At 67.1% G+C, this 24,087-nt stretch carries 22 protein-coding genes; 11 read left to right on the top strand and 11 right to left on the bottom strand.

Annotation, left to right across the window (positions count from 1 at the left end; genetic code table 11):
• Positions 1–64 precede the first annotated feature (64 nt).
• The gene (locus tag IM660_RS12875) at positions 65–1,177 is read left to right on the top strand and encodes a branched-chain amino acid aminotransferase (RefSeq protein ID WP_193496038.1); all 1,113 of its coding nucleotides are present in this window, start codon (positions 65–67) and stop codon (positions 1,175–1,177) included.
• Between the two features lies 1 nt (position 1,178).
• Here the strand turns inward: IM660_RS12875 and IM660_RS12870 are convergent, their stop codons facing one another.
• On the bottom strand, positions 1,179–2,912 hold the full coding sequence (locus tag IM660_RS12870; RefSeq protein ID WP_193496037.1) for a bifunctional 3'-5' exonuclease/DNA polymerase: 1,734 nt from the start codon (positions 2,910–2,912) through the stop codon (positions 1,179–1,181).
• Between the two features lie 118 nt (positions 2,913–3,030).
• Between IM660_RS12870 and cimA the strand changes: the two genes are divergently transcribed.
• The 7 genes from cimA to IM660_RS12835 all read left to right on the top strand — a co-directional run bounded on the left by cimA (position 3,031) and on the right by IM660_RS12835 (position 11,842).
• Positions 3,031–4,665 (top strand): citramalate synthase, encoded by a 1,635-nt coding sequence (gene cimA, locus IM660_RS12865; protein ID WP_193496035.1) that lies wholly within the window; start codon positions 3,031–3,033, stop codon positions 4,663–4,665.
• A gap of 4 nt (positions 4,666–4,669) precedes the next feature.
• Positions 4,670–5,719, top strand: a complete 1,050-nt coding sequence (gene lplAB / locus IM660_RS12860; protein WP_193496033.1) for a lipoate-protein ligase LplAB — start codon at positions 4,670–4,672, stop codon at positions 5,717–5,719.
• Positions 5,720–5,847: 128 nt separating this feature from the next.
• The gene (locus IM660_RS12855) at positions 5,848–6,882 is read left to right on the top strand and encodes a LacI family DNA-binding transcriptional regulator (protein ID WP_210768978.1); all 1,035 of its coding nucleotides are present in this window, start codon (positions 5,848–5,850) and stop codon (positions 6,880–6,882) included.
• Positions 6,883–6,944: 62 nt separating this feature from the next.
• On the top strand, positions 6,945–8,504 hold the full coding sequence (locus tag IM660_RS12850) for an ABC transporter substrate-binding protein (RefSeq protein WP_193496030.1): 1,560 nt from the start codon (positions 6,945–6,947) through the stop codon (positions 8,502–8,504).
• Positions 8,501–9,463 carry a carbohydrate ABC transporter permease gene (locus tag IM660_RS12845; protein ID WP_193496028.1) on the top strand — a complete coding sequence of 321 codons (963 nt, stop codon included), beginning with the start codon at positions 8,501–8,503 and terminating at the stop codon, positions 9,461–9,463. Before IM660_RS12850 ends, IM660_RS12845 begins: the two co-directional genes overlap by 4 nt.
• Complete coding sequence (locus IM660_RS12840) at positions 9,460–10,386, top strand: carbohydrate ABC transporter permease (RefSeq protein WP_193496026.1); 927 nt, start codon at positions 9,460–9,462, stop codon at positions 10,384–10,386. The genes IM660_RS12845 and IM660_RS12840 overlap by 4 nt, the downstream gene beginning before the upstream one ends.
• A gap of 31 nt (positions 10,387–10,417) precedes the next feature.
• Positions 10,418–11,842, top strand: coding sequence for a sulfatase family protein (locus IM660_RS12835; RefSeq protein WP_193496025.1), 1,425 nt, complete (start codon positions 10,418–10,420; stop codon positions 11,840–11,842).
• Here IM660_RS12835 and trxA read toward each other — a convergent pair.
• From trxA to IM660_RS12810, 5 genes are all read right to left on the bottom strand, one after another.
• Complete coding sequence (gene trxA / locus IM660_RS12830) at positions 11,830–12,207, bottom strand: thioredoxin (protein WP_159623605.1); 378 nt, start codon at positions 12,205–12,207, stop codon at positions 11,830–11,832. The two genes, IM660_RS12835 and trxA, sit on opposite strands and share 13 nt — an antisense overlap.
• A gap of 49 nt (positions 12,208–12,256) precedes the next feature.
• On the bottom strand, positions 12,257–12,964 hold the full coding sequence (locus tag IM660_RS12825; RefSeq protein ID WP_343071990.1) for a TetR/AcrR family transcriptional regulator: 708 nt from the start codon (positions 12,962–12,964) through the stop codon (positions 12,257–12,259).
• Between the two features lie 20 nt (positions 12,965–12,984).
• Complete coding sequence (locus IM660_RS12820) at positions 12,985–13,644, bottom strand: hypothetical protein (RefSeq protein WP_193496023.1); 660 nt, start codon at positions 13,642–13,644, stop codon at positions 12,985–12,987.
• Positions 13,645–13,729: 85 nt separating this feature from the next.
• A complete protein-coding gene (locus IM660_RS12815) occupies positions 13,730–14,422 on the bottom strand; it encodes a YggS family pyridoxal phosphate-dependent enzyme (RefSeq protein WP_193496022.1) in 693 nt (230 codons plus the stop codon).
• Complete coding sequence (locus tag IM660_RS12810; protein WP_210768977.1) at positions 14,419–15,039, bottom strand: pentapeptide repeat-containing protein; 621 nt, start codon at positions 15,037–15,039, stop codon at positions 14,419–14,421. Before IM660_RS12810 ends, IM660_RS12815 begins: the two co-directional genes overlap by 4 nt.
• An 11-nt stretch (positions 15,040–15,050) precedes the next feature.
• Here IM660_RS12810 and IM660_RS12805 point away from each other — a divergent pair, with 11 nt between their 5' ends.
• Positions 15,051–15,440: a YccF domain-containing protein gene (locus IM660_RS12805; protein ID WP_210768976.1), complete on the top strand. Its 390-nt coding sequence runs from the start codon at positions 15,051–15,053 to the stop codon at positions 15,438–15,440.
• Positions 15,441–15,452: 12 nt separating this feature from the next.
• On the opposite strand, the gene IM660_RS12800 is transcribed toward IM660_RS12805, so the two are convergent.
• Complete coding sequence (locus IM660_RS12800; RefSeq protein WP_193496016.1) at positions 15,453–16,547, bottom strand: Fic family protein; 1,095 nt, start codon at positions 16,545–16,547, stop codon at positions 15,453–15,455.
• A 201-nt stretch (positions 16,548–16,748) separates the two neighbouring features.
• On the opposite strand from IM660_RS12800, the gene IM660_RS12795 reads away from it, so the two are divergent.
• Entirely contained in the window at positions 16,749–18,050 is a 1,302-nt protein-coding gene (locus IM660_RS12795; RefSeq protein WP_193496014.1) for a hypothetical protein, read from the top strand.
• Between the two features lie 19 nt (positions 18,051–18,069).
• Here the strand turns inward: IM660_RS12795 and ybaK are convergent, their stop codons facing one another.
• From ybaK to IM660_RS12780, 3 genes are read right to left on the bottom strand one after another with little or no spacing between them, the layout of a single operon-like run.
• The gene (gene ybaK, locus IM660_RS12790) at positions 18,070–18,603 is read right to left on the bottom strand and encodes a Cys-tRNA(Pro) deacylase (protein WP_193496012.1); all 534 of its coding nucleotides are present in this window, start codon (positions 18,601–18,603) and stop codon (positions 18,070–18,072) included.
• Positions 18,603–19,691, bottom strand: coding sequence for a DUF2510 domain-containing protein (locus tag IM660_RS12785; protein ID WP_193496010.1), 1,089 nt, complete (start codon positions 19,689–19,691; stop codon positions 18,603–18,605). The genes ybaK and IM660_RS12785 overlap by 1 nt, the downstream gene beginning before the upstream one ends.
• The gene (locus IM660_RS12780) at positions 19,688–22,240 is read right to left on the bottom strand and encodes a DEAD/DEAH box helicase (protein ID WP_193499397.1); all 2,553 of its coding nucleotides are present in this window, start codon (positions 22,238–22,240) and stop codon (positions 19,688–19,690) included. The genes IM660_RS12785 and IM660_RS12780 overlap by 4 nt, the downstream gene beginning before the upstream one ends.
• Before the next feature lie 220 nt (positions 22,241–22,460).
• Between IM660_RS12780 and IM660_RS12775 the strand changes: the two genes are divergently transcribed.
• Positions 22,461–23,270: a glutamine amidotransferase gene (locus tag IM660_RS12775; protein ID WP_193496008.1), complete on the top strand. Its 810-nt coding sequence runs from the start codon at positions 22,461–22,463 to the stop codon at positions 23,268–23,270.
• Between the two features lie 5 nt (positions 23,271–23,275).
• Here the strand turns inward: IM660_RS12775 and IM660_RS12770 are convergent, their stop codons facing one another.
• Positions 23,276–24,085: a serine hydrolase domain-containing protein gene (locus IM660_RS12770; protein ID WP_193496007.1), complete on the bottom strand. Its 810-nt coding sequence runs from the start codon at positions 24,083–24,085 to the stop codon at positions 23,276–23,278.
• Positions 24,086–24,087: the final 2 nt, after the last annotated feature.

Here is a 24,087-nt window from a genome sequence, read left to right as displayed (position 1 = left end):
GCGGTACCGTCTACACGACACAGACCCTGCCGAGCAGGGTGAGGCACGCGAAGGAACCCACACCATGAGCAGCGAAACCACCAGCGACTCGGCGATGTCGATGTTCGAGGTGCACCCGTCCTCGCACCCGCGCACCTTGGCCGAGCGCACGGCTGCGTTGGAGCACCTCGCGTTCGGCACCGTGTTCTCCGACCACATGGCCCACGCCGTCTGGACCCCGGATGCCGGCTGGCACGACCAGCGGGTGGAGGCCTACGCGCCGATCAGCCTGGACCCGGCCGCTGCGGTGCTGCACTACGCGCAGGAGATCTTCGAGGGTCTCAAGGCCTACCGCCACGCCGACGGCTCGGTGTGGGCGTTCCGGCCCGAGGCGAATGCGGCCCGGTTCGCGGCCAGTGCCCACCGGCTGGCCCTCCCGGAGTTGCCGGCAGCGCAGTTCCTCGGGTCCATCGAGGCGCTCGTGGCCACCGATCTGGAGTGGGTGCCTGGCTCGGCGGGGTCGAGTCTGTATCTGCGACCGTTCATGTTCGCATCCGAGCCGTTCCTCGGGGTGCGCCCCTCCAAGCAGGTCGACTACCTGCTGATCGCCTCACCGTCGGGTCCGTACTTCACCTCCGGCTTCCAGCCGGTCTCGATCTGGGTGGCTGAGGACTACCACCGGGCGGGGCCAGGCGGGACGGGTGCGGCCAAGTGCGGCGGCAACTACGCCGCCAGTTTGCTCCCGCAGCAGCAGGCGATCGAGAACGGGTGCGCTCAGGTGTGCTTCCTCGACGCCGCCACCAACACCTATCTCGAAGAGCTCGGGGGGATGAACGTCTTCATCGTCACCGATGACGGTGAGGTGCACACGCCGGCTCTGACCGGGACGATCCTGGAGGGTGTCACGCGTCGTTCGATCCTGCAGCTGCTGGCCGATGACGGCCGCCGGGTGAACGAACGTCAGATCAGTCTGGCGGAGATCACCGAGCAGATCGCCTCGGGCCGCATCACCGAGGTCTTCGCCTGCGGCACGGCTGCCGTGGTCACCCCTGTCGGGGCATTGAAGAGCACCGGCTTCGACCTGACCGTTGGCGACGGTGTGGCAGGTGCCGTGACGCAATGGCTGTACCAGCATCTGACCGATCTGCAGTACGGGCGCGTCGAGGACCCGTACGGATGGATGCGCCGCCTGGCCTGAGCTACTCGGCGTCGCCGTAGTTCTCCACGATCGCCACGTCGAGCGGGAAGGCCACGGCGGTGCGCCCGAACAGCAGCCGCCCTGCCTCGGTGGCGCTGGCGCGAATCTGATCGGCGACTTCCTCGGCCGCCTCGGCTGGTGCGTGCACGATCACCTCGTCGTGCAGGAAGAACACCAGGTGCGCACGGCCGGGCAGGGGTGCCAGGGCAGCCAGTCGACGGCGGATCTCGGCCATCCAGCACAACGCCCACTCCGCAGCCGTGCCTTGCACGACGAAGTTGCGGGTGAATCGTCCCCAGTCCCGCGCGCTCTGGCGCGCACGTCTCTCGACGGCGTCCGTTGCGTCGGGCTGGCTGGCGGCGGCCTGGCGTTCGTGCCAGGCCGCCGGGGGCGGGGGAGAAGTGCGGCCGAGCCAGGTGCGCACGGTTCCGCCCGCCTCGCCGGTGCGGGCGGCCTGCTCCACCACGCCGGTGGCGCGCGGGTAGGCGCGCATCAGCCGCGGCATCAGCAGCCCTGCCTCGCCGGTGGTGGCCCCGTACAGGGCGCCGAGCATGGCGATCTTGGCGTCGGCGCGGGTGGCCATGATGCCCCGGTCGACCAGTCCTTGATACAGATCGCCCGCGCGGCCTGCCTGGGCGAGCGCGTCATCGCCGGCTATTGCAGCCAAGACGCGGGGCTCGATCTGTGCAGCGTCGGCGACCACTAACCGCCAGCCAGCATCAGCCCGGACAGCCCGCCGGAGCGACTTGGGAAGTTGCAGCGCGCCGCCGCCGCTGGTCGCCCACCGTCCGGTGACCACACCGCCGGGGACGTAGTCCGGCCGGAAGCGGTGCTGCTGATGCTCGCTCGGGCCCGGGCGGATCCATTGGTCGAGCCACACCCAGCCGTTCGCGCTGAGCAGCCGGGCAAGCTTCTTGTACTCCAGCAGCGGCTCGACGACCGGGTGATCGAGCCGGCCGACCTCCCACTTGGAGGTCGTGGACACATCGAGTCCGGCACGTCGCAGCGCACGCAGCAGGTCAGGCTGGGAGTCGGGGTTCAGCGCTGGGGCGGCGAGGTGTGCCCGTATCTGGGCGGCGAGTGCCTCCAACCGTGCCGGGCGGGCCCCGGTCGCGGGCCGGGGACCGAGCATCCGGCTGAGGATCTGCTCATGGGCAGTCCGGTCCCAGGGGAGCCCGTCGGCCGCGATCTCGGCTGCGATGAGCGCGCCGGCGGATTCGGCGGCCAGGAGCAGTCGCATCCGCTCCGGCTGCGGGCAGGCCGTGATCGCGTCGTGCTGACGAGCGCGTTCGGCGAGCACGTCGTCCAGGCCCAGGGCCACGGTGAGCGCCTCGTCCCAGAGGGTGGGTGGGGAGGCTTCGCCCGGAGCCGCCGGGTGCGTCGATCGCCAGCCCAGCTCCGGCCAGTCCCGGTCCGGGAGAGCGTGCTGCAGGATCACCCGGCACAGCCGTAGATCCAGGCACCGGCTCACGCGGACGCCGGCACCGATCAGGTCCGGTGCAAGCGTCGCGGTATCGGCCCAGACCCACCGGGGTGCATCCTGTCGCTCTCGGTGACCAACCACCTGTGCCAGCTCTTCGCGTGCACAGGTGCGCTGCGCCGTCGTGCGGGCCTCGGTGCCCAGCTCGACCAGGTGCACGGTGGCGCCATCGCCCGCGGGGTGCACCAGGATCTCCACGGGTGCGAGCCTACGGTGAGGGGGTGACACCGGTGCGATGTGCGATGATGAGCACATGACGCCCACCAGCGCCCTGATTATCGCCTAGCGCGTTCGCCACACCCGGTGAACGCGCAGACCTCCCGCACCCGGGGGGTCTTTTTGTTGCTGGACCCACCCGCAGGAAGTCATGACCATGAGCACCCCAACCACGCCCACTGTCGAGCACGACGTCGTGCACGTCTACGACACCACGCTGCGCGACGGCGCACAGCAGGAGGGCATGAACCTCACTGTCGCTGACAAGCTCGCCATCGCACCGATGCTGGACGAACTCGGGGTGACGTTCATCGAGGGCGGCTGGCCGGGAGCGATCCCGAAGGACACCGAGTTCTTCGCACGCGCCACCAAGGACCTGGATCTGACGAATGCCGAGCTCGCCGCGTTCGGATCGACGCGCAAGCCGGGCACGACGGCGCACCGCGACACTCAGGTGCGTGCGCTGCTCGACTCCGAGGCCCCCACGATCACGCTCGTTGCCAAGAGCGACATCCGGCACGTCGAGCGTGCGCTGCGCACGACCGCCGAGGAGAACCTCGCCATGATCGCAGACACCGTCTCCTACCTGGTGGGCGAGGGCCGCCGGGTGGTACTCGACGCCGAGCACTTCTTCGACGGCTACCGCTTCGACCCCGGTTATGCGATGCGGGCCGTCACCGCGGCGTTCGAGGCCGGGGCCGAGGTGGTGGCGCTGTGCGACACCAATGGCGGCATGCTGCCCGAATGGGTGCACGAGATCGTCACCGAGGTGCGCGCTGGGACCGACCCTTCGCGCCACATCCTGGGGATGCACGCCCACAACGACTCCGGCTGCGCCGTGGCCAACTCGATGGCCGCCGTCAGCGCCGGTGCCCGGCACGTGCAGGGCACGGTGAACGGCTACGGGGAGCGCACCGGCAACGCGGACCTGCTGGCCGTCGTCGCCAACCTCGACCTCAAGCTCGGCCTGCGTACCCTCGCCGAGGGCGGACTGGAGGAGGTGACCCGGATCGCGCACGCGATCAGCGAGGTCACCAACATCGCCCCCTTCGCCCGCCAGCCCTATATCGGCGCCAGTGCCTTCGCCCACAAGGCCGGACTGCACGCCAGCGCCATCCGCATCGACCCCGACCTCTACCAGCACATCGACCCCCGCAAGGTCGGCAACGACATGCGGATGCTGGTCTCGGACATGGCCGGTCGTGCCAGCATCGAGCTCAAGGGCCGCGAGCTCGGGTTCGACCTCACGGGGCAGTCGGACCTGCTCGGGCGGGTCACCACCCGCGTCAAGGACGCCGAGGCGAATGGGTACACCTACGACGCCGCCGATGCCTCCTTCGAGCTGCTGCTGCGCGAAGAGATCACCGGTGAGCGCCCGGCGTACTTCCGCACCGAATCCTGGCGAGCCATCGTGGATCACTCCGCCGGACCCGACGGGGTGATGCGGGACGTGGCCGAAGCGACGGTGAAGCTCCACGCCGGGAACCAGCGGGTGGTCTCCACCGGCGAGGGGAACGGTCCGGTGAACGCCCTCGACCACGCCCTGCGCCAGGCGCTCGCGAGGGCATACCCGCAGATCGAGGACATCGAGCTGATCGACTACAAGGTTCGCCTGCTCGACTCCGCACACGGCACCGATGCGATCACCCGGGTGCTGATCGAACTCACCGACGGCCAGCACTCCTGGAGCACCGTGGGCGTCGGGGCGAACCTGCTCGAGGCCTCGTGGGAGGCGCTCGTGGACGGCTTGGTCTACGGCCTCCTTCATGCCGACGTGGCGCCACTAGGGTGAGGGCGTGAGCAGAGGCGAATACAAGGTTCCCGGGGGAAAGCTGGTCGCGGCCGAGGTGGAGGTCGTGGACGAGCGCCTGGCGAGCGTGCACATCAGTGGTGACTTCTTCCTCGAGCCGGACGACGCTCTGGAGAAGATCGACGCGGCGCTGACAGATCTGCCCAAGGACGTCACCGTCGAACGGATGGCCACACTGGTCAAGCGGGCGACGGCGGATGCTCATCTGGTCGGTTTCACCCCGCAAGCGGTGGCGATCGCCGTCCGGCGTGCCCTCGGACGGGCCACCGGCTGGCACGATCACACCTTCGAGATCGTCCACCCCGGTCCCTCGGAGCCGACGATGAACCTGGCGCTGGACCAGGTGCTGCTGGAGGAGGTCGGAGCCGGCCGGCGCGGCCCGACGTTGCGGATCTGGGAGTGGTCCGGGCGCTGCGTGATCCTCGGTTCGTTCCAGTCCTTGCGCAACGAGATCGACAGCGTTGCCGCCGAGGAACTGGGCGTCCAGGTGGTCCGCCGAATCTCCGGCGGCGGGGCGATGTTCGTCGAGCCGGGGAACGCGATCACCTACTCGCTGTACGTCCCTGGATCTCTGGTGGAGGGCCTGAGCTTCGAGCAGTCCTACGCCTTCCTCGATGACTGGGTGATCGGCGCGCTGCGCGAGCTGGGGATCGATGCCTCCTACGTGCCACTCAACGACATCTCCTCCCCGGAGGGAAAGATCGGGGGAGCGGCCCAGAAGCGGCTCGCGAACGGCACGGTGCTGCACCACGTGACGATGTCCTACGACATCGACGCGGACAAGATGCTGCAGGTACTGCGCATCGGGCGGGAGAAGCTCTCCGACAAGGGGACTGCCAGCGCGAACAAGCGCGTGGACCCCATGCGTCGTCAGACCGGAATGGCACGCGAGGCGATCATCGATTCCATGAAGGACCACTTCCGGGCCCGATACCGCACCAGCGAGGGCGAGCTGCACTCAGAGGAGATCGCCCGGGCTGGGGAACTCGCAGTGGGCAAGTTCTCTGATCCGGCCTGGATCGGGCGCGTTCCCTGAGTAGGCCTGCCTTGGCGTCGTGCGATGCGCACTGTCGCTTGACAACCGCACCTCCGGTAGTTAATCGTATAAGCCTGACATCCGGTTAAACGAATAAGCAGATCAGTTGGATGAGGAGGCAAGCTCCGGTGCGAACCACGCGACCGACCTCTCGTGACGTTGCCGCGGCAGCGGACGTCTCTGTGGCGACGGTCTCCTACGTGATGAACGGCCGGACGGACCGCCGAATCCCCGACATCACCCGCGACCGGGTCCTTGAGGCTGCGCACAAGCTTGGCTACGTTCCGGACCGATCGGCGAGGATGTTGCGACGCCGGTCTACCGAGCAGGTGTGCCTGGTGATCGGCGGCTTCGGTGTGCCGGTGCTGGATCAGATGGCCGCCAGCCTGCACGAGGTGGGGGACCGGCACGGGTTCGGCCTGATCACGATGGTGGTCAACTCACCTTCCTCGGCCCGTCGGGGCATCGATCGGCTGCGCGAACGAGTGGCGGATGGTGTGGTCCTCGCGGGTGGACTCCATCACGTGGGCGCTGCCGGCCTCGACGATCTGGTCAGCGCCGACATTCCGATGATGGTGCTGAGCAACTCGGCACCGGCCGACGGTTTCGACGTCTACCGCGAGCCTGAGACGGACGCTGTCCGGGACGCCGTCGACCACCTCGTGAGAACCGGTCGTCGTTCCATCGCGTACCTCGGCCACGAGCGAGAAGTCGCAGAGTTCCATGCGGGTCGTCCCGTGGACAGCGATCGGTTCGCAGGTTTCGTCGACGCGCTGGAATCGCACGGGCTTCCTGTCCGCCCCGATCTGGTGGTTCCCGGCGCCGATGGCCGAGCGGAGGGCTACCGTGCAGCCGCAGCCGTGCTGGGCCTCCCTGAGCCTCCAGACGCGATCATCTCGGCGTCCTCGCGCGCTGCGGTCAGCGCCATCTGGGCGGCGAGAGATCTGGGACTGACCGTGCCCAGCGATGTCGCAGTCGTGGGTGCCGGCACCATTCCTGAGGCTCAGGTCACCCGCCCCACCCTCAGCACGATGGGTCCGGATGACGGTGCCGACTTCTCCGATGCGGCCGAGATGCTCTTCGACCGGATCCTGCACCCGCGCCACGGTGACTGGCGAGAAATCAGTCGGCCGTGGACCTTCACCGCACGCGGTTCGACCTGAGCCGGGCGCATTACGCGCCACTACGAACACGAATGCCATCACATCAACGAGGAGTGATTGCCATGAAACGACAACTCAGCACCACACCATTCACCCGACGGAGCGCCCTGGGACTTGGCGCGCTCGGCCTCGGCGCGCTGGCGGCGTGCGACGTGAGCACCGACACCGGCTCGGGAACCGGTACCGAGGACCCGGAATTCGGCTTCGAGGAGATCCCGGACTCGGGAGCCGAGTTGCCGACCGAAGACGTCACGATCGGCTGGATGGACTCGGGCGACCTGAAGGCGATGTTCCTGGAGCCGTTCTTCGCCTCCTACATGGACAAGCACGAGCACATCACGGTCGACTATCAGCCGAGCTCATGGGACACGATCAACGAGGCCATCCCGGTCGCAGTACGGAATGAGAGCGCCCCTGACGTCTTCGCCCGACCGGCGAGCATGCCGACGCAGTCGGCGATCAGTGAGGGATGGATCAGTCCGCTCGATGATGTCATCCCGGACTTCGAGGAGTGGCGGGCGGGTTTCCCCGAGGGCGCGTTCATCCCCGGTGTGCACGTCTTCGATGGCCTCACGTACACCTGGCCGATGAACTCCAGCAAGCGGTTCGAGTACCTCCAGCTGACGAACAGCACGCTGATGACCGACGCCGGATTCGATCCGACCGCGCGCCTGAGCCTCGAACAACTGCGCGAGGCGTGCCGGGTGATCACCGACAACGGCGCGGGTGATGCGTATGGATTGATGATCGACGGCACCAGGATCGCGCAGGTAGCGCTCATGTTCGCTCAGATGATCGGGCACTCGGTCATCAACTCAGGCACATATCGAGGACTGGACCTGCGTACCGGTGAGTACGACCTCACCGCGCCGGAGGTCGTCGAAGCGTTCGAGATGCTGCTAGCGATCGATGACGACGGCAGCATCTTCCCCGGTTACATCAGCCTCGACGACGCCACAGCACGGTCTCGGTTCCCCCAGGGCGTGGCGGGAGTCCTGTTCGACGGGCCGTGGGCGATCCCGGCGTATCAGCGGGACTTCCCGGACTTCGACTTCGCCGTCGGGGCACCCCCGAGTGCCGACGGCGGAGCGTCAGCCTCATACCCGTTCTGGGAGGAGGGAGCCAACGACCTCTACCTCTTCGCCGGGGCGCGCTATCCGGAGGTGGTCGGTGACATGTTCCACTATCTCGGATCAGTGAACGGGCAGGCGAACATCATCGTGGCCTCGCAGGGCAACCTGTCCTCGGTCATGCCGGCGGCCAATGAGCTCTCGGCCCAGAGCACGGACCTCGACGCGCGCGCGGTGGCCGCCGTCAACGTAGCCGGAGACCTCATGCGACTGGCTCCGGACCCGCGCCTGCGCAACGCCGACAACTCCGAGGTGATCCTGCGGCACCGGCCACCGAGCACCACGTTCGCAGATCTGGGCCAAGCGATCTTCAGCGGGCAGGGTGAACTGCGGCAGTCACTGCAGCAACTCGAAGATGAGTGCAATCGGGCACTCGACGACGCGATCATTGCCGCCCGGGACGCCGGGGCGAACGTCTCGCGCGCAGATTGGGTGTTCCCTGACTGGAACCCCGCTGACGACTTCACCGCGGGCCAATACACGAACTCATGACTGCAGTGAGTACGCCTGGCACTCGTCATAACCGCGGCCTCTGGGCCCAGGTGCTGAAGCATCGATGGTGCTACGTCTTCATGGTGCCCACCCTGGTGCTGTCGGCACTGTTCACCTTCTACCCGATCTTCATGTCCTGGTACTTCTCATTCCTGGAGTGGAGCGGCTACACGAGCGAGCGGACGTGGGTGGGGTTGGACAACTACGCTCGCCTCATCCACGACGCAGCCTTCTGGGGTGCTTTCGGTCGTTCGTTCCTCTTCGTGCTGGTGGCTGTGCCGATCAAGTTGGCACTGTCCCTGCTGCTGGCCATCCTGCTGAACAACGAGTCAATGAAACTCTCCCCGGTGTTCCGCACGATGTTCTTCCTCCCTGTGGTCACGACGGCGGCGATCGTCGGCATCATCATGACGTTCGTCCTCGACCCCTTCAACGGACCGGTGAACGAGGTCCTCACCGGTACCGGACTCGTTGACCAGGCGATCGACTTCAGGGGCGACAAGGACACTGCTCTGTGGACCGTGATGGGCGTCGAGATATGGAAGAACATGGGGATCACGATGGTCTACTGGCTCGCGGCCCTGCAGACCGTCCCCGCCACGTACTACGAGGCTGCGCGGATCGACGGTGCGGGCCGGTGGCACTTACTGCGGCACATCACAGTCCCGATCCTGGCGCCGTTCGCGGCGATCATCACGCTGCTCACCGCCAACCAGACCCTGCACGTCTTCGCGATCGTCCAGGCCATGACGCAAGGTGGCCCGGCCCGCGCGAGCGAGGTGATGGAGGTCTACATCTACCGGGAGGCCTTCGTCGGTGACGGTGGCCTACCCGAACTCGGATATGCCTCGGCGGCCGGTGTCTTCTTCGGACTAGCGGTCATGGTGGTCGCCCTACTGCAGATCTGGGTGGCCAAGAAGGCACAGTCGATGCGCGCGGCGATGGGGAGCGAGCGATGACCAAGATCACCACGTCTACGTCGACGGCCGGCTCGTTCGCTGCGCAGGATGCACGTTCCCAGGGCCCCGGTGAGCCGACGTCACCGCCTCAGCGGCGGTCGAAGGCCGTGCTTCGAGCGACGATCATCTCGCTCATCCTCCTTCCCATCTGCATCGTCTGGATCTATCCGTTCATCTGGATGATCTCGACCTCCCTGAAGACGAATGCGGAGGCATTCTCCGGTCTCGGACTGGTACCGGAGACTCTTCAGCTGGGCAACTACATCAGGGTGTGGAGTGAGGCCAACATCGCGCGCTACTTCGTGAACACCGTGCTCATCACGGCGGGGTCGATCGTGATCAGCGTGGTCTCCACGGCGATGATCGGCTACGTTCTGGGCCGGTACCGGTTTCCTGGCCGGTACGTCGTCGTGGCACTGCTCGCGTTCGCCGTCTTCCTTCCCGAGGGCTACACGATCATCCCGATCTTCGATCTCATTCACGCTCTCGGCCTCGCTGACTCCCTGTGGGGTATCACCCTCGCCGAGGCCGGCGGAGCCCATGTGATCGCGATTCTGTTGTTCGCCGGGTTCTTCAGTCAGTTGCCCAAAGAACTCGAGGAGGCGGCAGTGATCGACGGAGCCGGGTTCCTACGGGTCTTCTGGAAGGTGTACCTACCGTTGGCCAAGCCGGTGACCGCCACGGCGGTCGTGCTGCAGTTCATGCATTCCTGGAACGACTTCCTGTTGCCTCTCGTGCTGACGTTGAATCAGCCTGAGCTGCGCACCCTGGCGGTGGGCATCTACCACTTCCAGGGGGAGTACTTCACCGACTGGGTAGGTATGGCCGCCGCCTCGACGATCAGTCTGATGCCGATCATCATTGCGTTCCTGTTCCTGCAGCGGTACTTCGTCGAAGGTGTGGCCGGTGCCGTCAAGCAGTAGTTCGTCGACCCTCACCCGGAAGGAAGCCCCTGTGCCCACCCGCCCGAACGTCATCGTCGTCTTCACCGACCAGCAGCGCTGGGACACCACGGGAGCCGGTGGCAACCCGCTCGGCCTGACCCCGGAGTTCGACGCCATCGCGGCCTCCGGGACGTACATGGCGCAGGCGTTTACCGCGAACCCGGTCTGTGCGCCCGCCCGGGCGGCCATCCAGACGGGACAGTACGGGACGTCGTCGGGGTGCTTCCGCAACGGCACCACGCACGGGCAGACACGCACGCTCGCCCACTACTTCGCCGACGCCGGCTATGCCACCGGATACATCGGCAAGTGGCACCTGGCCGACACCGAGCCGGTGCCGCCCGAGCAGCGTGGGGGCTATGAGTCCTGGCTTGGGGCGAACCTGCTGGAGTTCACCTCCGATGCGTACCGGACTGTGATGTTCGACGGCGACGGCGAGCCGGTCATGCTCCCCGGCTACCGGTCGGACGCGATCTTTGACGCTGCGATCAGGTTCGTGGCCGACCACAGCACGCCACCAGTAGGGCCCGCGCCCGCCGAGCAGGAGCGGCCGTTCTACCTGTTCTGTTCCCTCATCGAGCCGCACCACCAGAACGAGGTGGATACCTACCCGGCACCGGTGGGATACGCCGAGCGGTACACGGGCCAGTGGATGCCGCCGGACCTGGCCGCGACGGACTCGACCGGCTCCACGGCGGCCGAGCACATGGGCGGCTACCTCGGTCAGATCCGCCGGATCGATGAAGGGCTGGGCCGGTTGATCGACGCGCTGCGCAGCACCGGTCAGCTCGAGAACACGATCATCGCGTTCACCTCAGACCACGGCAACCACTTCCGCACCCGAAACTCCGAGTACAAACGTTCCTGCCACGACAGCTCGATCCGCGTGCCCTTCGCGATGAGGGGCCCAGGCTTCGAGGGCGGTGGCCGCGTGGACCGCCCGGTCAGCACGATCGACCTTCCGCCGACACTGTTGAACGCCGCCGGGATCGACGTGCCGGAACAGATGCAGGGGCATTCGATCCTGCCCCTCGTCCGTGACCCGGGCGCCGACTTCCCACAGGAGGCGTTTGTGCAGGTCAGCGAGTCCGAACTGGGCCGGACGCTGCGCACCGACCGGTGGAAGTACCACGTGGTGGCCCCGGACGCTGATCCGTGGATCGAGCATAGCGCCGACCGCTACGTGGAGGCCGAGCTGTACGATCTGGCCAACGATCCGCACGAGCTACGTAACGTCGCCGGTGTTCCGGCGTTCGCTGAGGTGGCTGAGGGACTCCGGGACCGGCTCATCGCCCGCATGGAAGCGGCAGGGGAGCCGGCCCCGGTGATCGAGTCAGCACCGGCGCGGGAGTCGCACGTGCAGCCCGAAACGACGGTCTACACGGGCGAGTGGGTGCCGACCCGGTACGCCCACCAGCCGAGTTACTCGGCCTGAGCGGCGGCCTGCTGCTCGGCGACCTTGGCCTTGACCTCGTCCATGTCGAGGTCCTTGACCTGGGTGATCAGCTGCTCGAGCTGCTTGGCAGGCAGGGCGCCAGCCTGGTTGAACAGCAGGATCCCGTCCCGGAAGGCCATCAGCGTAGGGATCGCCTGGATCCCCGCCTGGCTGGCGATCTCCTGCTCGGCCTCGGTGTCGACCTTCGCGAAGGTCACGTCGGGGTGCTTGGCCGAGACCTGCTCATAGATGGGGGCGAACTGCTTACAGGGTCCGCACCACTCGGCCCAGAAGTCCACGAGCACGATGTCGTTGTCGCTGACCGTCTGCTCGAAGGTCTCGGTGGTGATGTCGATGGTGGGCACTACTTCTCCTTGATCGGGTATGTCCTACCAGTGCCAACACCAGTCGCGGTCAGGTATTCCGTGACCCACGCGACCCTGTGTGCAGGCGTTCGAAGGCGTCCAGGAGGAGGTCGAGGGCGAATTCGAACTCCCTCTGTTCGTCGCACGTCTCGCCGAGCCGGGCAAGATCGCCGTCGATCGCGGCGAGGGTGACTGCCGTGATGGCGGGGTAGGTGGCGGACATGCGCTCGACCATCGCCGCGACCTCCTGCGGATCGGTGGGCGGTGTGGCGTCGTCAGGCTCCTCGGGTGCATCGAACGCCTCGGGGCTGAACCCCCAGATACGGTGGCCGAGCGTGTGCATCACATGGTGGGTGAGGTCGGCGCTGAGCCCGCCGGCGATGAAGGCCCCTGCGAGGGAGTCCATGTGGGTCAGCACCGTCGGGGTGCGTCGGGTGCGGGACTCGATCACCCGGCGCAGCCACGGATGGGCCACGATCATCTCCCGCGCGGCGAGGATCGTGGCCCGCACCGCAGGCTTCCACCCGGGGCCCGGTTCGGGGCGGGGCAGGTCGGCGACGAGCGTATCGACCATCCCGTCGAGCAGATCCTCCTTATTGGCCACGTGCTTGTAGAGAGCCATCGGCACCACACCCAGCCGGCCGGCGAGGTTGCGCATGCTGACCGCGTCGATTCCCTCGGCGTCAGCGAGTTCGACGGCCGCGCGCAGCGCCCGGCTACGGCTGACCGGCGTGCGTTCCTGCGTGGCCAATGGCACCTCTCCTCCTGACGGTCCGATCAGCCTAGCCGCGGCTCGGACTCGGCCGGCGCCGGCGCACGCTGCGCCCACAGGAACAGTCCCAGTCCAATGAGCGCGATCCCCACCGGAAGGGCGGCGAACCGGTTCACCGCATGTGGGAGGAAGGCGGTCAGCACCGGCACGATGGCTCCCAGGGCCAGCAGGATCGAGGCCCACCGCGGGAAGATCCCAGCTCGCAGGGACGCCAGCCCGAAGACCACGCCGCCGAGCAGGTACAGGCCGCCGGCGACCGGGCTGATCACCTCCAGGGCGCCGAGCGTGCCGTCGGTGCCCGCGCCGTTGAAGATCCCGAGGAAGTTCTCCACGAATCGCGGCGCCTCATCGGCCACCGCCGGCAGGATCAGTGTCTCGGCGAAGGTGAAGGCGCTGGTTAGTAGGTAGAAGATGCCGAGCATGAGGGCACCCACAAGGCCGAGGATGCCCGACGCCTGCACCTGCCGCAGGTACAGGCCGGTCACAGCGACCATCCCGCAGACGGCCATGGTGAAGGTGAGATATCCGGTCACGGCCCACATCGTGGTGGGCACGCTCGCAGCCTCGTCGACCGGGTGGATGAACTGGATGCCGCCGAAGATGAGGCCGGTGATGATCGCGCAGATGCCGGCGGCCCGGCTCAGCGTGGTGGTGATGATGTACATGGCATGGTCCCTCCCATCCGAGGTGTACGACGTACACCTTTCGTCAGGCAGCCTAAGGTGTACGCCGTACACCTGGCAAGGAGTGTCAGCGCGCTCCGAACACCCCGGTCCCCACGCGCACCATGGTCGCCCCGGCCGCGATCGCCAGTTCCAGGTCCCCGGACATCCCCATGGAGAGCTCGTGCGCTTCGCTCGTGCCCGGTTCACCCGAGCCCACGACGGCGTCTCTCGCCTGCGCGAGGGCGGTGTAGCTGGCGCGCACCTCACCAGGGTCGGGGGAGTTCGCCCCGATGGTCATCAGGCCGCGCAGGCGCAGGTGCTCCAGCGAGCCCACGACGGCGGCCAGCTCGCCCGCGCTCTCTGGCGGCACTCCTGCTTTGGTCTCCTCGCCGGAGGTGTTGACCTGGACGAACACGTCCAGGTCGCGGCCGCGGGTGGCGGCCGCACGGTCGAGGCGCTGTGCGATCTTGGCTGAGTCGATGCTCTGCACGCAATCGGCCCAGCGCATCACCTGATTGACCTTGTTCGACTGCAGGTGCCCGATGAAGTGTGTCTCGTGTGGGACGTCGTCGAGGTCAGGTTCGGTGGACACGAGCTCCTGGGCACGGTTCTGCCCGATCAGCGTGGCACCGGCTGCGAGGGCCTCCCGGATTCGCGTGGATTCCACCCGCTTCACCGCCAGCAGTAGGCGCACCTCGGCCGGGTTCCGGCCCGCGGCCTGGGCGGCGGTGGCGATACGGGAGCGGACTTGTTCGATCGAGGCAGCGACCGCCGTCATCGGCCCTCCTTCAGGGTGATGCCCAGGTGGGCGGCGAAGGATCCGAGCGCGCCGACGGCATCCTCGGTGGTCATGGTGACCCCGCGCAGAGCATCCACTCCCGCGATGCCCTCCAGCCGGCAGCCGGACATCGTCACCTGCTGGGCGCGCATTCCCGCGAAACGTGCTTCGGTGAGGTCGCAATCGACGAAGCGCACGCGCTGCAGGGCTGCGCCGGAGAAGTCGGCCTGGCGCAGGTTCGCACCGGTGAGCGTGACCGCCGTCCACGTGGCGCTGTGAGCGGAGAGCAGGTCGGCCACCACGTCGGTCGCCTCCACGTCGCGCCAGCGCGAACGTAACCACGACGAGCCGGTCAGCCGGGCGCCGTCGAGGGTGGTGCGGACGAGCCCGACGTCCCGGGTGGTGAGCCCGGCCAGGTCGGCACCGGTGAGATCGCAGTCGGTGAAGGTGCAGCGCTCCCAGGTGCCCTCGGCGGCCCGCAGCCGCTGAAGCGAGGAGTCGTCGAGCTCCAGCTCGTCGATCTGCGCGCCGATCCACACCTCGCCGTCGAGGTTCTGCCTGGTCAATGTCGCGCCACAGAGCTCATCCGGTTCCACCGCTCCAGCGTAGACGCGCATACAGTGGAAGCGTGCGCACGCTACTGAACATCATCTGGCTGGTCTTCGCCGGTTTCTGGCTGGCGGTCGGCTACGCCCTGGCCGGGGTGATCTGCTGCATCCTGATCATCACCATCCCGTTCGGCATCGCCTCGTTCCGGATGGCGAACTACGTGCTGTGGCCGTTCGGGCGGGAGGTGGTGCGCCGGCCCGATGCCGGCGCCGGATCGACGATCGGGAACATCATCTGGTTCATCGTGGCCGGCTGGTGGCTCGTGATCGAGCACATCGTCACCGCGATCCCGCTGTTCGTCTCGATCATCGGGATCCCGATGGGCTGGGCGAACCTGAAACTGATCCCGATCTCGCTCACCCCGTTCGGGCGAGAGATCGTCGAGACGCACCGGCCGTTCGCGAGCTGAGCGGCAAGCCGGTCACTCCCAGGGGCCATGCGTCAGCAGCCGCAAGAACTGCGTGTTGACGAAGAGGCGCTCGCGACCGACGCGGACGTCGTGAATCAGTCCTGCCTCCGCCAGGTCGGTCAACCAACGCGTTGCTGTGGGCCGAGAGACTCCGCATCGGTCCATGACGACAGCGATCCGACTGTAGGGCTGCTCGAACAGGACGGCCAGTAGTTCGGCGTCGGTACCGCCTCTCGATGCGTTGCGCGCCTGGGCCGCGAAACTCGCCTGGAGCTCCTGTATCGCGGCGATCTGACGTGTGGTGGCGAGTGACGTTCGCTCGATGCCGGTGAGAATGTAGGTGATCCACTCTTCCCATCGACCCTCCGTGGTCACGTCGAGCAGGAGTCGATAGTAGTCCTGCTTGGTGCCGATGAGGTACCGGGAGAGGTAGAGCAGCGGTTGATGCAGCAATCCCGACTCCACGAGCATCAGGACATTGAGGATGCGCCCCGTGCGACCGTTGCCGTCGGTGAACGGGTGGATCGCCTCGAACTGGTAGTGCGCGGCCGCCATGCGCACCAGCGGATCCATGCCGTCATCGGCGTGTATGAATGTCTCCCACTCTGCCAGCTTGTTCCTGAGAGTTTCGCGTCCTTCCGGTGGTGAATAGATGATCTCGCGAGTGGCTGGGTTGGCGGTGCGAGTCCCGGGCATCGACCGGATTCCTACGTCGTGGCCCTGAATCACGGTGCAGATCTGTTCGGCCGCGCCGACTGTCAGGCCCCGTTCCTGAACGTGCTCCGAGCCGACTCGTAGCGCGGTGCGGTAACGGAGCGTTTCGCGTGTGGCTGCGTCGCCCGTGACATCTGTCGCGTTGACCTGTCGAAAGAGCTCATCCGTCGTGGTGACGATGTTCTCGATCTCCGAACTGGCTTGCGCCTCCAGCAACGGAATCGTGTTGATCAGAACGGCGGGGTTCGGCATCGAGCGCCCGGCTTGGTCGAGCTGAGCGAGGGCAGTTCGTGCGCCGATCGTCGCCTTGAGTACGCGTCGGGTCTCGAGGGCGTCGGCGCCCGGCGGTGGAGGCAACTCGTTGTACGGGCGGTCTGCCTGCCAATTCGTCATGACACAGAACTTTGCATGACGCACTGACATGTAAAGATCACGGCTGAAACTTTACATGTCGACGCTCTCGTTGGCCACTCTGCGTCGTGGTGCTGAAGGCCGGCATGAGGTCGAGGTCAGTGTGGGTGCCGGCCGTTAGCATCGTCGCGCTCGGCGAGGTGAGCCGCGCTATCCCCGCTTCGACGCTTGAGGAGAGACCAGTTGACCGTGCAAGACAGACGATCCAACCGAGTGGTCTACGCGAAGATCCGTGTTCCCGAGAGCACCATGATTGAGCACACCGATGTGGCTCTGGCCGAGCGCGGTTGGACCTTCGTCTCTCATAATAGAGAGCGCACCGTGGCGCTTCCATTGTACTGTGCAAGGTCGGCTGCCATGAGCGTGGCACGATCAGAACTCGACGAGTTCTCGGCGCAACGTGCGCCAGTCATTGTCGACGAGATCCGCCTGGTCGAACCCGGTCAGGATCGGCGCCGACGGGTCGCGGTAGCCCACACCAGACGAACGTGGGTCAATCTCATTCCAAGGCGCTGGCGTGAGTCCGGCGATGTTGCCTGGGACCCGGCTCAATGGCATGTGTGGGTCAAACGGAACGACAGCGACGATGCGGGCAATCGGCGCGATGTGATCGACCGCCGTGCGCACAGGAGCCTGGCAGCGAGTGAGCTGCCTGGTGGGCCCTTCGACCCTGCGGTCATGGTGACAACAACACCCCAGACCGAACCGCGGAAGGTTGTTCGTGATCCGTGGGAGCACCCCTGGAGGTCGATCGGATTCGTGCTGTCTTTCGTGACAGCCACTCTGCTGATCGTTGCGGGCTTTGTTCTGCCGTGGCTCGACCTCGCATGGTGGATGAAGGTACCTGGTGTTTCCATCGCGGCCGCTGGGGTGGTGGCGATGGTGCTCTGGACGACGTGGGACAGACGGAGCCGGTTGTTGCGTGCGGGATATGCACTGTGCTGGATAGCGGTGGCCGCCGTCCTCGGACTGTGCCTCGACGTGCTGTTCACCGAAGCGTCGCGCAGCGACCCCGGTGCGCTCGATACGAACCGCTGGTCGATCCTGGTCCGCATCCTGCCCTGGCTGGCCGCGGCCATCGCGACGGTCATGGGATGGGTTCACCTATTCCGTCTGAACTCACGGTGGACGAAGCTACTGTCGCTGCCCGCACTCGCAGCCCTCGCAGCGATTGCTGCGTGGGTGGCAGAGTTGCTGATCGTTGATGGCATGAGCGTGTTCGGCCTGACTTCGGCGGACGTTGGTGAGCCAGCCTTTCGGGCACTTGCGACTGCCGACACCTTGATGCGTCTCGGAGCGCTCGGAGCGATCTGCGGTGGGGTGTGGGGATGGCTCAGGTACTACGGCTTTGATTCCGGGGACCGGATCAGTCTCGGTCGCCTGATGCTGACGATCCTCTTGTCGATCGTCACTGTCGCCCTATTCCTTGTGTTGGCTGCGGCACTTCTCCTCTGGGGCCGCGGTGTCGAGAGTGCCGGCGGCTAGATGGCGGCACTCTCGACACTCACCGGCAGCATCCAGGCCGGGCGATGGGTGCTACCTGCGCGTCCGCGACCACGATCAGATCCGTCGGCGCGAGCGAGATGTCGAAGCCCCGTCGCCCGCCCGAGACGTAGACCCGTTCGAGTTGCTCGGCCGAGGAGTCGATGACCGTGGGCAGGGCTGTCCGCTGGCCGATGGGGGAGATCCCGCCGGTGACGTATCCGCTGGAGCGTTCCGCCGCCGCGGGCTCGGCCATCGCGGCCTTCTTGCAGCCCAGCGCCTGTGCGAGTGCCTTCAGGTCCAGGGTGGCGGTGACCGGGAGCACGGCCACCGCCAACCCCTGTGCCGCGCGCAGCCCGTCAACCTTGGCGACCAGCGTCTTGAACACGACCTCCGGCGGCACGCCGAGCGCCGCGGCCGCTTCCAGGCCGTAACTGAGGTCGCTCGCTGGATCGTGGGTGTAGGGGTGCGCCTGGTAAGTCAGACCCGCTCGGTCCAGGGCCACGGTTGCCGGAGTGGCCGGGCCACCCTCAGATGCGTTCTTCTTCTTGCCCATCAGGATTCGCTGACAGTCACGGTCACGTCGGTCGCGTCACCGGACCACTCGGTGACGATCACTACCAGGGTTCCGGCCGGGAAATCGGACTCCAGCAGCGGGTTGCGGTCCTCGTTGTCCGGGTCGCGGTCATCGTTGCCGCGCACGCGCCCGTCCGCGTCGAGCGTCAGCAGCACCGGGTCTCCGGAGGAGGAGTCCTCCACGTCCACCACGTACTCGCCGGCGTCCGGCAGCTCGATCGAGCCGGCCCAGTAGCCACCGCTTGGCACTGCGGCCCGGGTGGGCTCACGCATGGCCACCTGGTCGGCGACTTCGGTCGTACGCACGCTGAACTCGCTCGCGAACCCATCGAGTTCGCTGACCACCACTGTGTACTCACCGGCCTCTAGCGAGACGGCGACCAGAGGGTCCAGTGACGAACCATCCAGCTCTTCGGCCAGCTCGCGGCCACGGTCGTCTCCAGCCGTGACCTGGTTCCCGGCCGCATCCTCGACTGTCATCTCGAGATCCTCAGCACCGGTATCCGAGCGCACGTCGACGATCAGCACCACCGGCTCGTCCACGGAGAGTGCGCCCTCCCACACACCCCCGGCCCCGACCTGCGCCGGCGTCTCCTCACCGAGCGCGACCGTGCCTGTGGTCACCGATCCCGAGCCGCCGGTTGGACCCGATGTGGGACCCGGAGTGTCGGGCTCCCGGCTCCCCGAGAGTGCCCACCAGGTGATCCCCGTGACGAGCAACAGCGCGAGCACCACCAGAGATGCCACCGCCGCCACGCCACCAGGCGTGCTGCGCACCCCGCTGCCGAAGACCTTCGTCCCTCCGGACTCACGGCCCTCGTCCGGCGTTCCCCACGCCGACGAGGACTGCCAGCCACCCGGCGTTCCTGGCGTCACCATCACATCCGGACGGCGGTGCGTCACCGACTCCAGGTACGGATAGTCCTCGTAGGCGGACTGAGGACCGCTCGGTTCTGTCTGCGAGGGCAGCAGCGGCCGGTAGTACTCGGTCCACGAATCCCCGTCCCAGTACCGCTGCTGGTTCTCGCCAGCCGGATCGGGGTACCAGCCTGGTGCCTGCTCGTTCACCCGGCCATCGTACGGGCCGGGCCGACATCGATCCCGGAGAGGACGACCCGTCCCGTCTCGGCGCTTGCGGCCAGGTCCACGGTCACCCGCAGCCGCCAGTCACGGTCACCCTCCGGATCATCGAGCACCTGCTCGACCTGCCAGTGATCCCGCCCCGTCGTGATCGTGACCATACCGCCGGAACGTGCTTCCGGACCGATACCGAGGTGGTCGTACTCGTCCCAGTACCCGTCCATCGCCTCTGCCCAGGTATCGGCGTCCCAGCCGATCCCGGCGTCGAGAGCGCCCAGGGAGTCATGTGCGTGCCGTGCGGCCAGCTCCACCCGGTGGAAGACGGCGTTGCGCACCAGCGCACGGAACGTGCGCGGGTTCGCGGTGATCGGGGCGTCCGGTCCGGGACCGAAACGTGCTTCGTCCTCGGAAGCTCCGCCGTCGGGGGCCCCCTGGTTCTCCTCGAGCGCATGCCCCGCCTGCAACGCCTCCCATTCGGCCAGCAGGGAGGAGTCGATCTGCCGCACGGCCGTGCCCAGCCACTCGATCAGCTCGGCGAGCTCCTCGGTGCGCATTGCCGTGGGCACGACCTGCCGCAACGCCTTGTAGGCGTCGGTGAGGTAGCGCAGCACCACGCCCTCGCTGCGGGCCAGCTGGTAGCGCGAGACCAGCTCCGAGAAGGTCATCGCATGCTCGACCATCTCCCGCACCACTGACTTCGGCTTCAGCTGGTAGTCGTCCACCCACGGGTTGGTGGTGCGGAACTCTGCCAGCGCGGCGGTGAGTAGCTCGGCGAGCGGGCGCGGATAGGTGATCTCCTCGAGCGCATCCATCCGCTCGGTGTAGTCCATCCCCTCCGCCTTCATCGCGGCGACCGCTTCACCACGGGCTGCCTTCTCCTGCGCGATGAGCAACGGCCGCGGATCCTCCAGGGTCGACTCGATCACCGAGACGGCGTCGAGAGCGAAGTCCGGATGCTCGGGATCGAGGAGCTCCAGCGCCGCCAACGCGAACGGGGAGAGCGGGGCGTTCAGCGCGAAATCGTCCGGTACCTCACCGACCAACCGGACCGTCCGCCCTTCGCTGTCGGGCTCGGGCAGACGCTCTACCAGACCCGCCTGACGCAGGGTGCGGTAGATCGAGATCGCGCGCCGCACGTGCGGGTTGCGGTCGGTGGGGGAGTCGTGATTGTCAGTGAGCAGCCGGCGCATCGCCGGCAGTGGGTCGCCCGGCCGGGCGAGCACCCCGAGCACCATCGCGTGCGAGACAGAGAACTGGGATGTCAACGGCTCCGGTTCGGAGTCGCGGAGGCGTTCGAAGGTCTTATCGGTCCAGTTGACCACCCCGGTGGGGGCCTTCTTGCGGACGATCTTGCGCTTCTTGCGTTCGTCGTCGCCGGCCTTCTTGAGCGCCTTGGCGTTCTCGATCACATGCTCGGGGGCCTGCACGATCACCTCGCCGACCGTGTCGTACCCGGCACGTCCTGCCCGCCCGGCGATCTGATGCAGCTCCCGGGCGCTCAGGTGGCGGGACTTCACACCGTCGAACTTCGTCAGACCGGTCAGCACCACGGTGCGGATGGGTACATTGATGCCCACGCCGAGGGTGTCGGTGCCGCAGATCACGCGCAGGAGTCCAGCCTGAGCCAGGCGCTCGACCAGTCGGCGGTAGCGGGGCAGCATTCCCGCGTGGTGGACCCCGATACCGCTGCGCAGCAGCCGGGAGAGCGTCGACCCGAACCCCTTCGCGAAGCTCACGTCTCCGAGAGCCTCGGCGATGCGCGCCTTCTGTTCCTTGGTGGCCACCTGCACCGACGTCAGGGCCTGCGCCTGTGCCACGGCGGCAGCCTGAGTGAAGTGGACGAGATAGGCGGGCGTGCGGTGCGTGCCGAGCAGTTCGGTGATGATCTCGGTGATCGGCTCGGTGGAGTAGGTGTAGGTCAGCGGCACCGGGCGTTCGGTGTTCGTGATCACCGCCACGGGGAGGTTCGTACGGCGGGTGAGGTCTTCGGCGAAGTAGCTCACGTCGCCGAGGGTGGCGCTCATCAGCAGGAACTGGGTGCCGGTGAGCTCCAGCAGCGGCACCTGCCAGGCCCACCCGCGTTGGGGGTCGGCGTAGAAGTGGAACTCGTCCATCACCACCTGGCCGGCGTCCGTCTCGTTCCCGGCGCGCAAGGCGCGGTTGGCGAGGATCTCGGCGGTGCAGCACAGGATCGGAGCATCGGCGTTGATGGAGGAATCGCCAGTGACCATACCGACCTGATCGGCGCCGAAGATCTCCACCAGGTCGAAGAACTTCTCACTCACCAGCGCCTTGAGGGGTGCGGTGTAGACCGTGCGCAGACCACGGGCCAGTGCGACGTAATGGGCGGCGATGGCGATGAGCGACTTCCCCGACCCGGTCGGGGTGGAGCAGATCACGTGCGAGCCGGTCACCAGCTCCAGGAGCGCCTCCTCCTGGTGCGGGTACAGGCTCAGACCTCTCTCCTGGGCCCAGTCGGTGAAGGTCTCGACGAGCGCATCGTCGTCGGTGGGGTCCGGGGGCAGGGAGAGTGTCATCGACTTGATTGTCTCAGCACGGTGGTCGCTGGCCTGCGCCGCGTTGCGCTTCGGCCCGCTCATGGGCCGAAAGATCGACCCCATCTCGGGTTTCACCCTGAACTTCAGACCCCTGAACGCAGCTGGCGCGCTGATCGGGCGGCTGCCGAGCTCGTGTCCGGGTGCTGAACATCGCATCGAAGCGCCCGCTCGCGGCCTGGCCCTAGGCGATACTGGACGGATGACCCGTCCGCTTTGCTTCCTGGCATCCCGCGCCGAAGAGGTGGCAGCGGATGCCGAGTACGCGAGCGTGCTGCAGCACACCGGACTCAGCGAGCAGGAGCTTGTGCGGATCCGGCTCGACCGGGGTGAGGCGGTGGGGGACGTGCGCCGCTTCTCCGGCGTGATCCTCGGTGGTAGCCCGTTCACGTCGAGCACTCCGGAGACGGACAAGTCACCGGTGCAGCGCGCTGTCGAGGCCACCCTGCTCGACGTTCTCGATGAGATCTCCCGCCATCGGATCCCGTTCCTGGGCCTGTGCTACGGCGTCGGAGTCGTCGGTCGCTGGGCCGGGGGCGAGGTCGACTCGACCTACGCGGAGAACACCGACGCGGTCGAGATCACCCTCACCGAGACGGGGCGTAACGATCCCCTGCTGGCGGGACTTCCGGACACCTTCCACGCGTACGTGGGCCACAAGGAAGCGTGCACCACTTTGCCGCCGGGCGCCGTCGTGCTGGCTAGTTCACCTGCCTGCCCGGTGCAGATGTACCGGTTCGGACCCTGCCAGTACGTCACTCAGTTCCACCCGGAGATGGACGCTGCGGCGGTGAAGCTGCGCATCGAGATCTACGCGGGCGCCGGCTACTTCGCCCCCGACGCCGTGGCCGAGGTGATCGAACGGACCGGGAGGGCTGACGTTTCGGCCGCGCATCGGCTGCTGGCGACCTTCGCCGGGTTGTGCGCGGATGAAATCGACGGTCACGCTGCCAACCAGGCTCGTATCGACAACGGTTGGCAGTATTCCCGTCAGTTTCATCCCGCCGGCTGACGCACTCACCCGTGCGCGGCGAGGATCTCCTCGTGCAGCCGCGGCCACAACGCCCCGTGCACCTCGACGCTGAAGGGCTCGGCGCCCAGGAACGCCGCGGTCAGGCGCGCGTCCGGATCCACCCACACGTAGCTGCCCGACTGACCGAAGTGCCCGAAGGTCGCCGGATTGGCCGTGGGTGCGGTCCAGTGTGGCGACTTCTCACCGCGGATCTCATAGCCCAGGCCCCAGTCGTTGCGGCTCTGGTTGCCGAACCCCGGTAGCACCCCAGCGAGCCCGGGGAACTGCACGGTCCGGGCCTGTTCGGCCAGGTCCGCGTCGAGCAGGGTGGGCGTCAGCAACTCCAGGCCGAGCGCCAGCACGTCCAGGGTGGAGCCGCCGGCCGCGTACGCGGCACTGCCGTGGAACTCCACTGACGTCATCTCCAGCGGTTTGAGGATCACCTCGCGCACCCACACCGGGAAGTCGGTGTCCACGGCATCGGAGACGTGCCCGGCGAGCGTTTCGAAGCCGATGTTTGAGTACACCCGGCGCTGACCGGGGCGCTGAACCGGGCCGCCGTCCTCGAACGGCAGCCCGGAGGCGTGGGCGAGCAGGTGACGCACCGTGGCGCCTTCCGGACCGGCTGGGTCGTCGAGCTGGAGGTAGCCGCGGTCGATCGCGATCAGCGTGGCCAGGGCAGCCAGAGGCTTGGTGACGGACTTCCACGGACGGACCGCTTCGACATCACCGTCGAGACTGAGGACCTCGGTGTCGGAGGAGACGGCGAGGCTGACCGGGAAGTCGAACGCATCCAGCGTGGGGTAGGTGCTCACCC

The sequence above is a fragment of the Ruania alkalisoli genome (assembly GCF_014960965.1).
In the GTDB taxonomy this organism is placed as follows: Bacteria; Actinomycetota; Actinomycetes; order Actinomycetales; family Beutenbergiaceae; genus Ruania; species Ruania alkalisoli.
The sequence above is the reverse complement of the archived record's forward strand: the minus strand, read 5'-3'. Positions and strand labels throughout refer to the sequence as shown.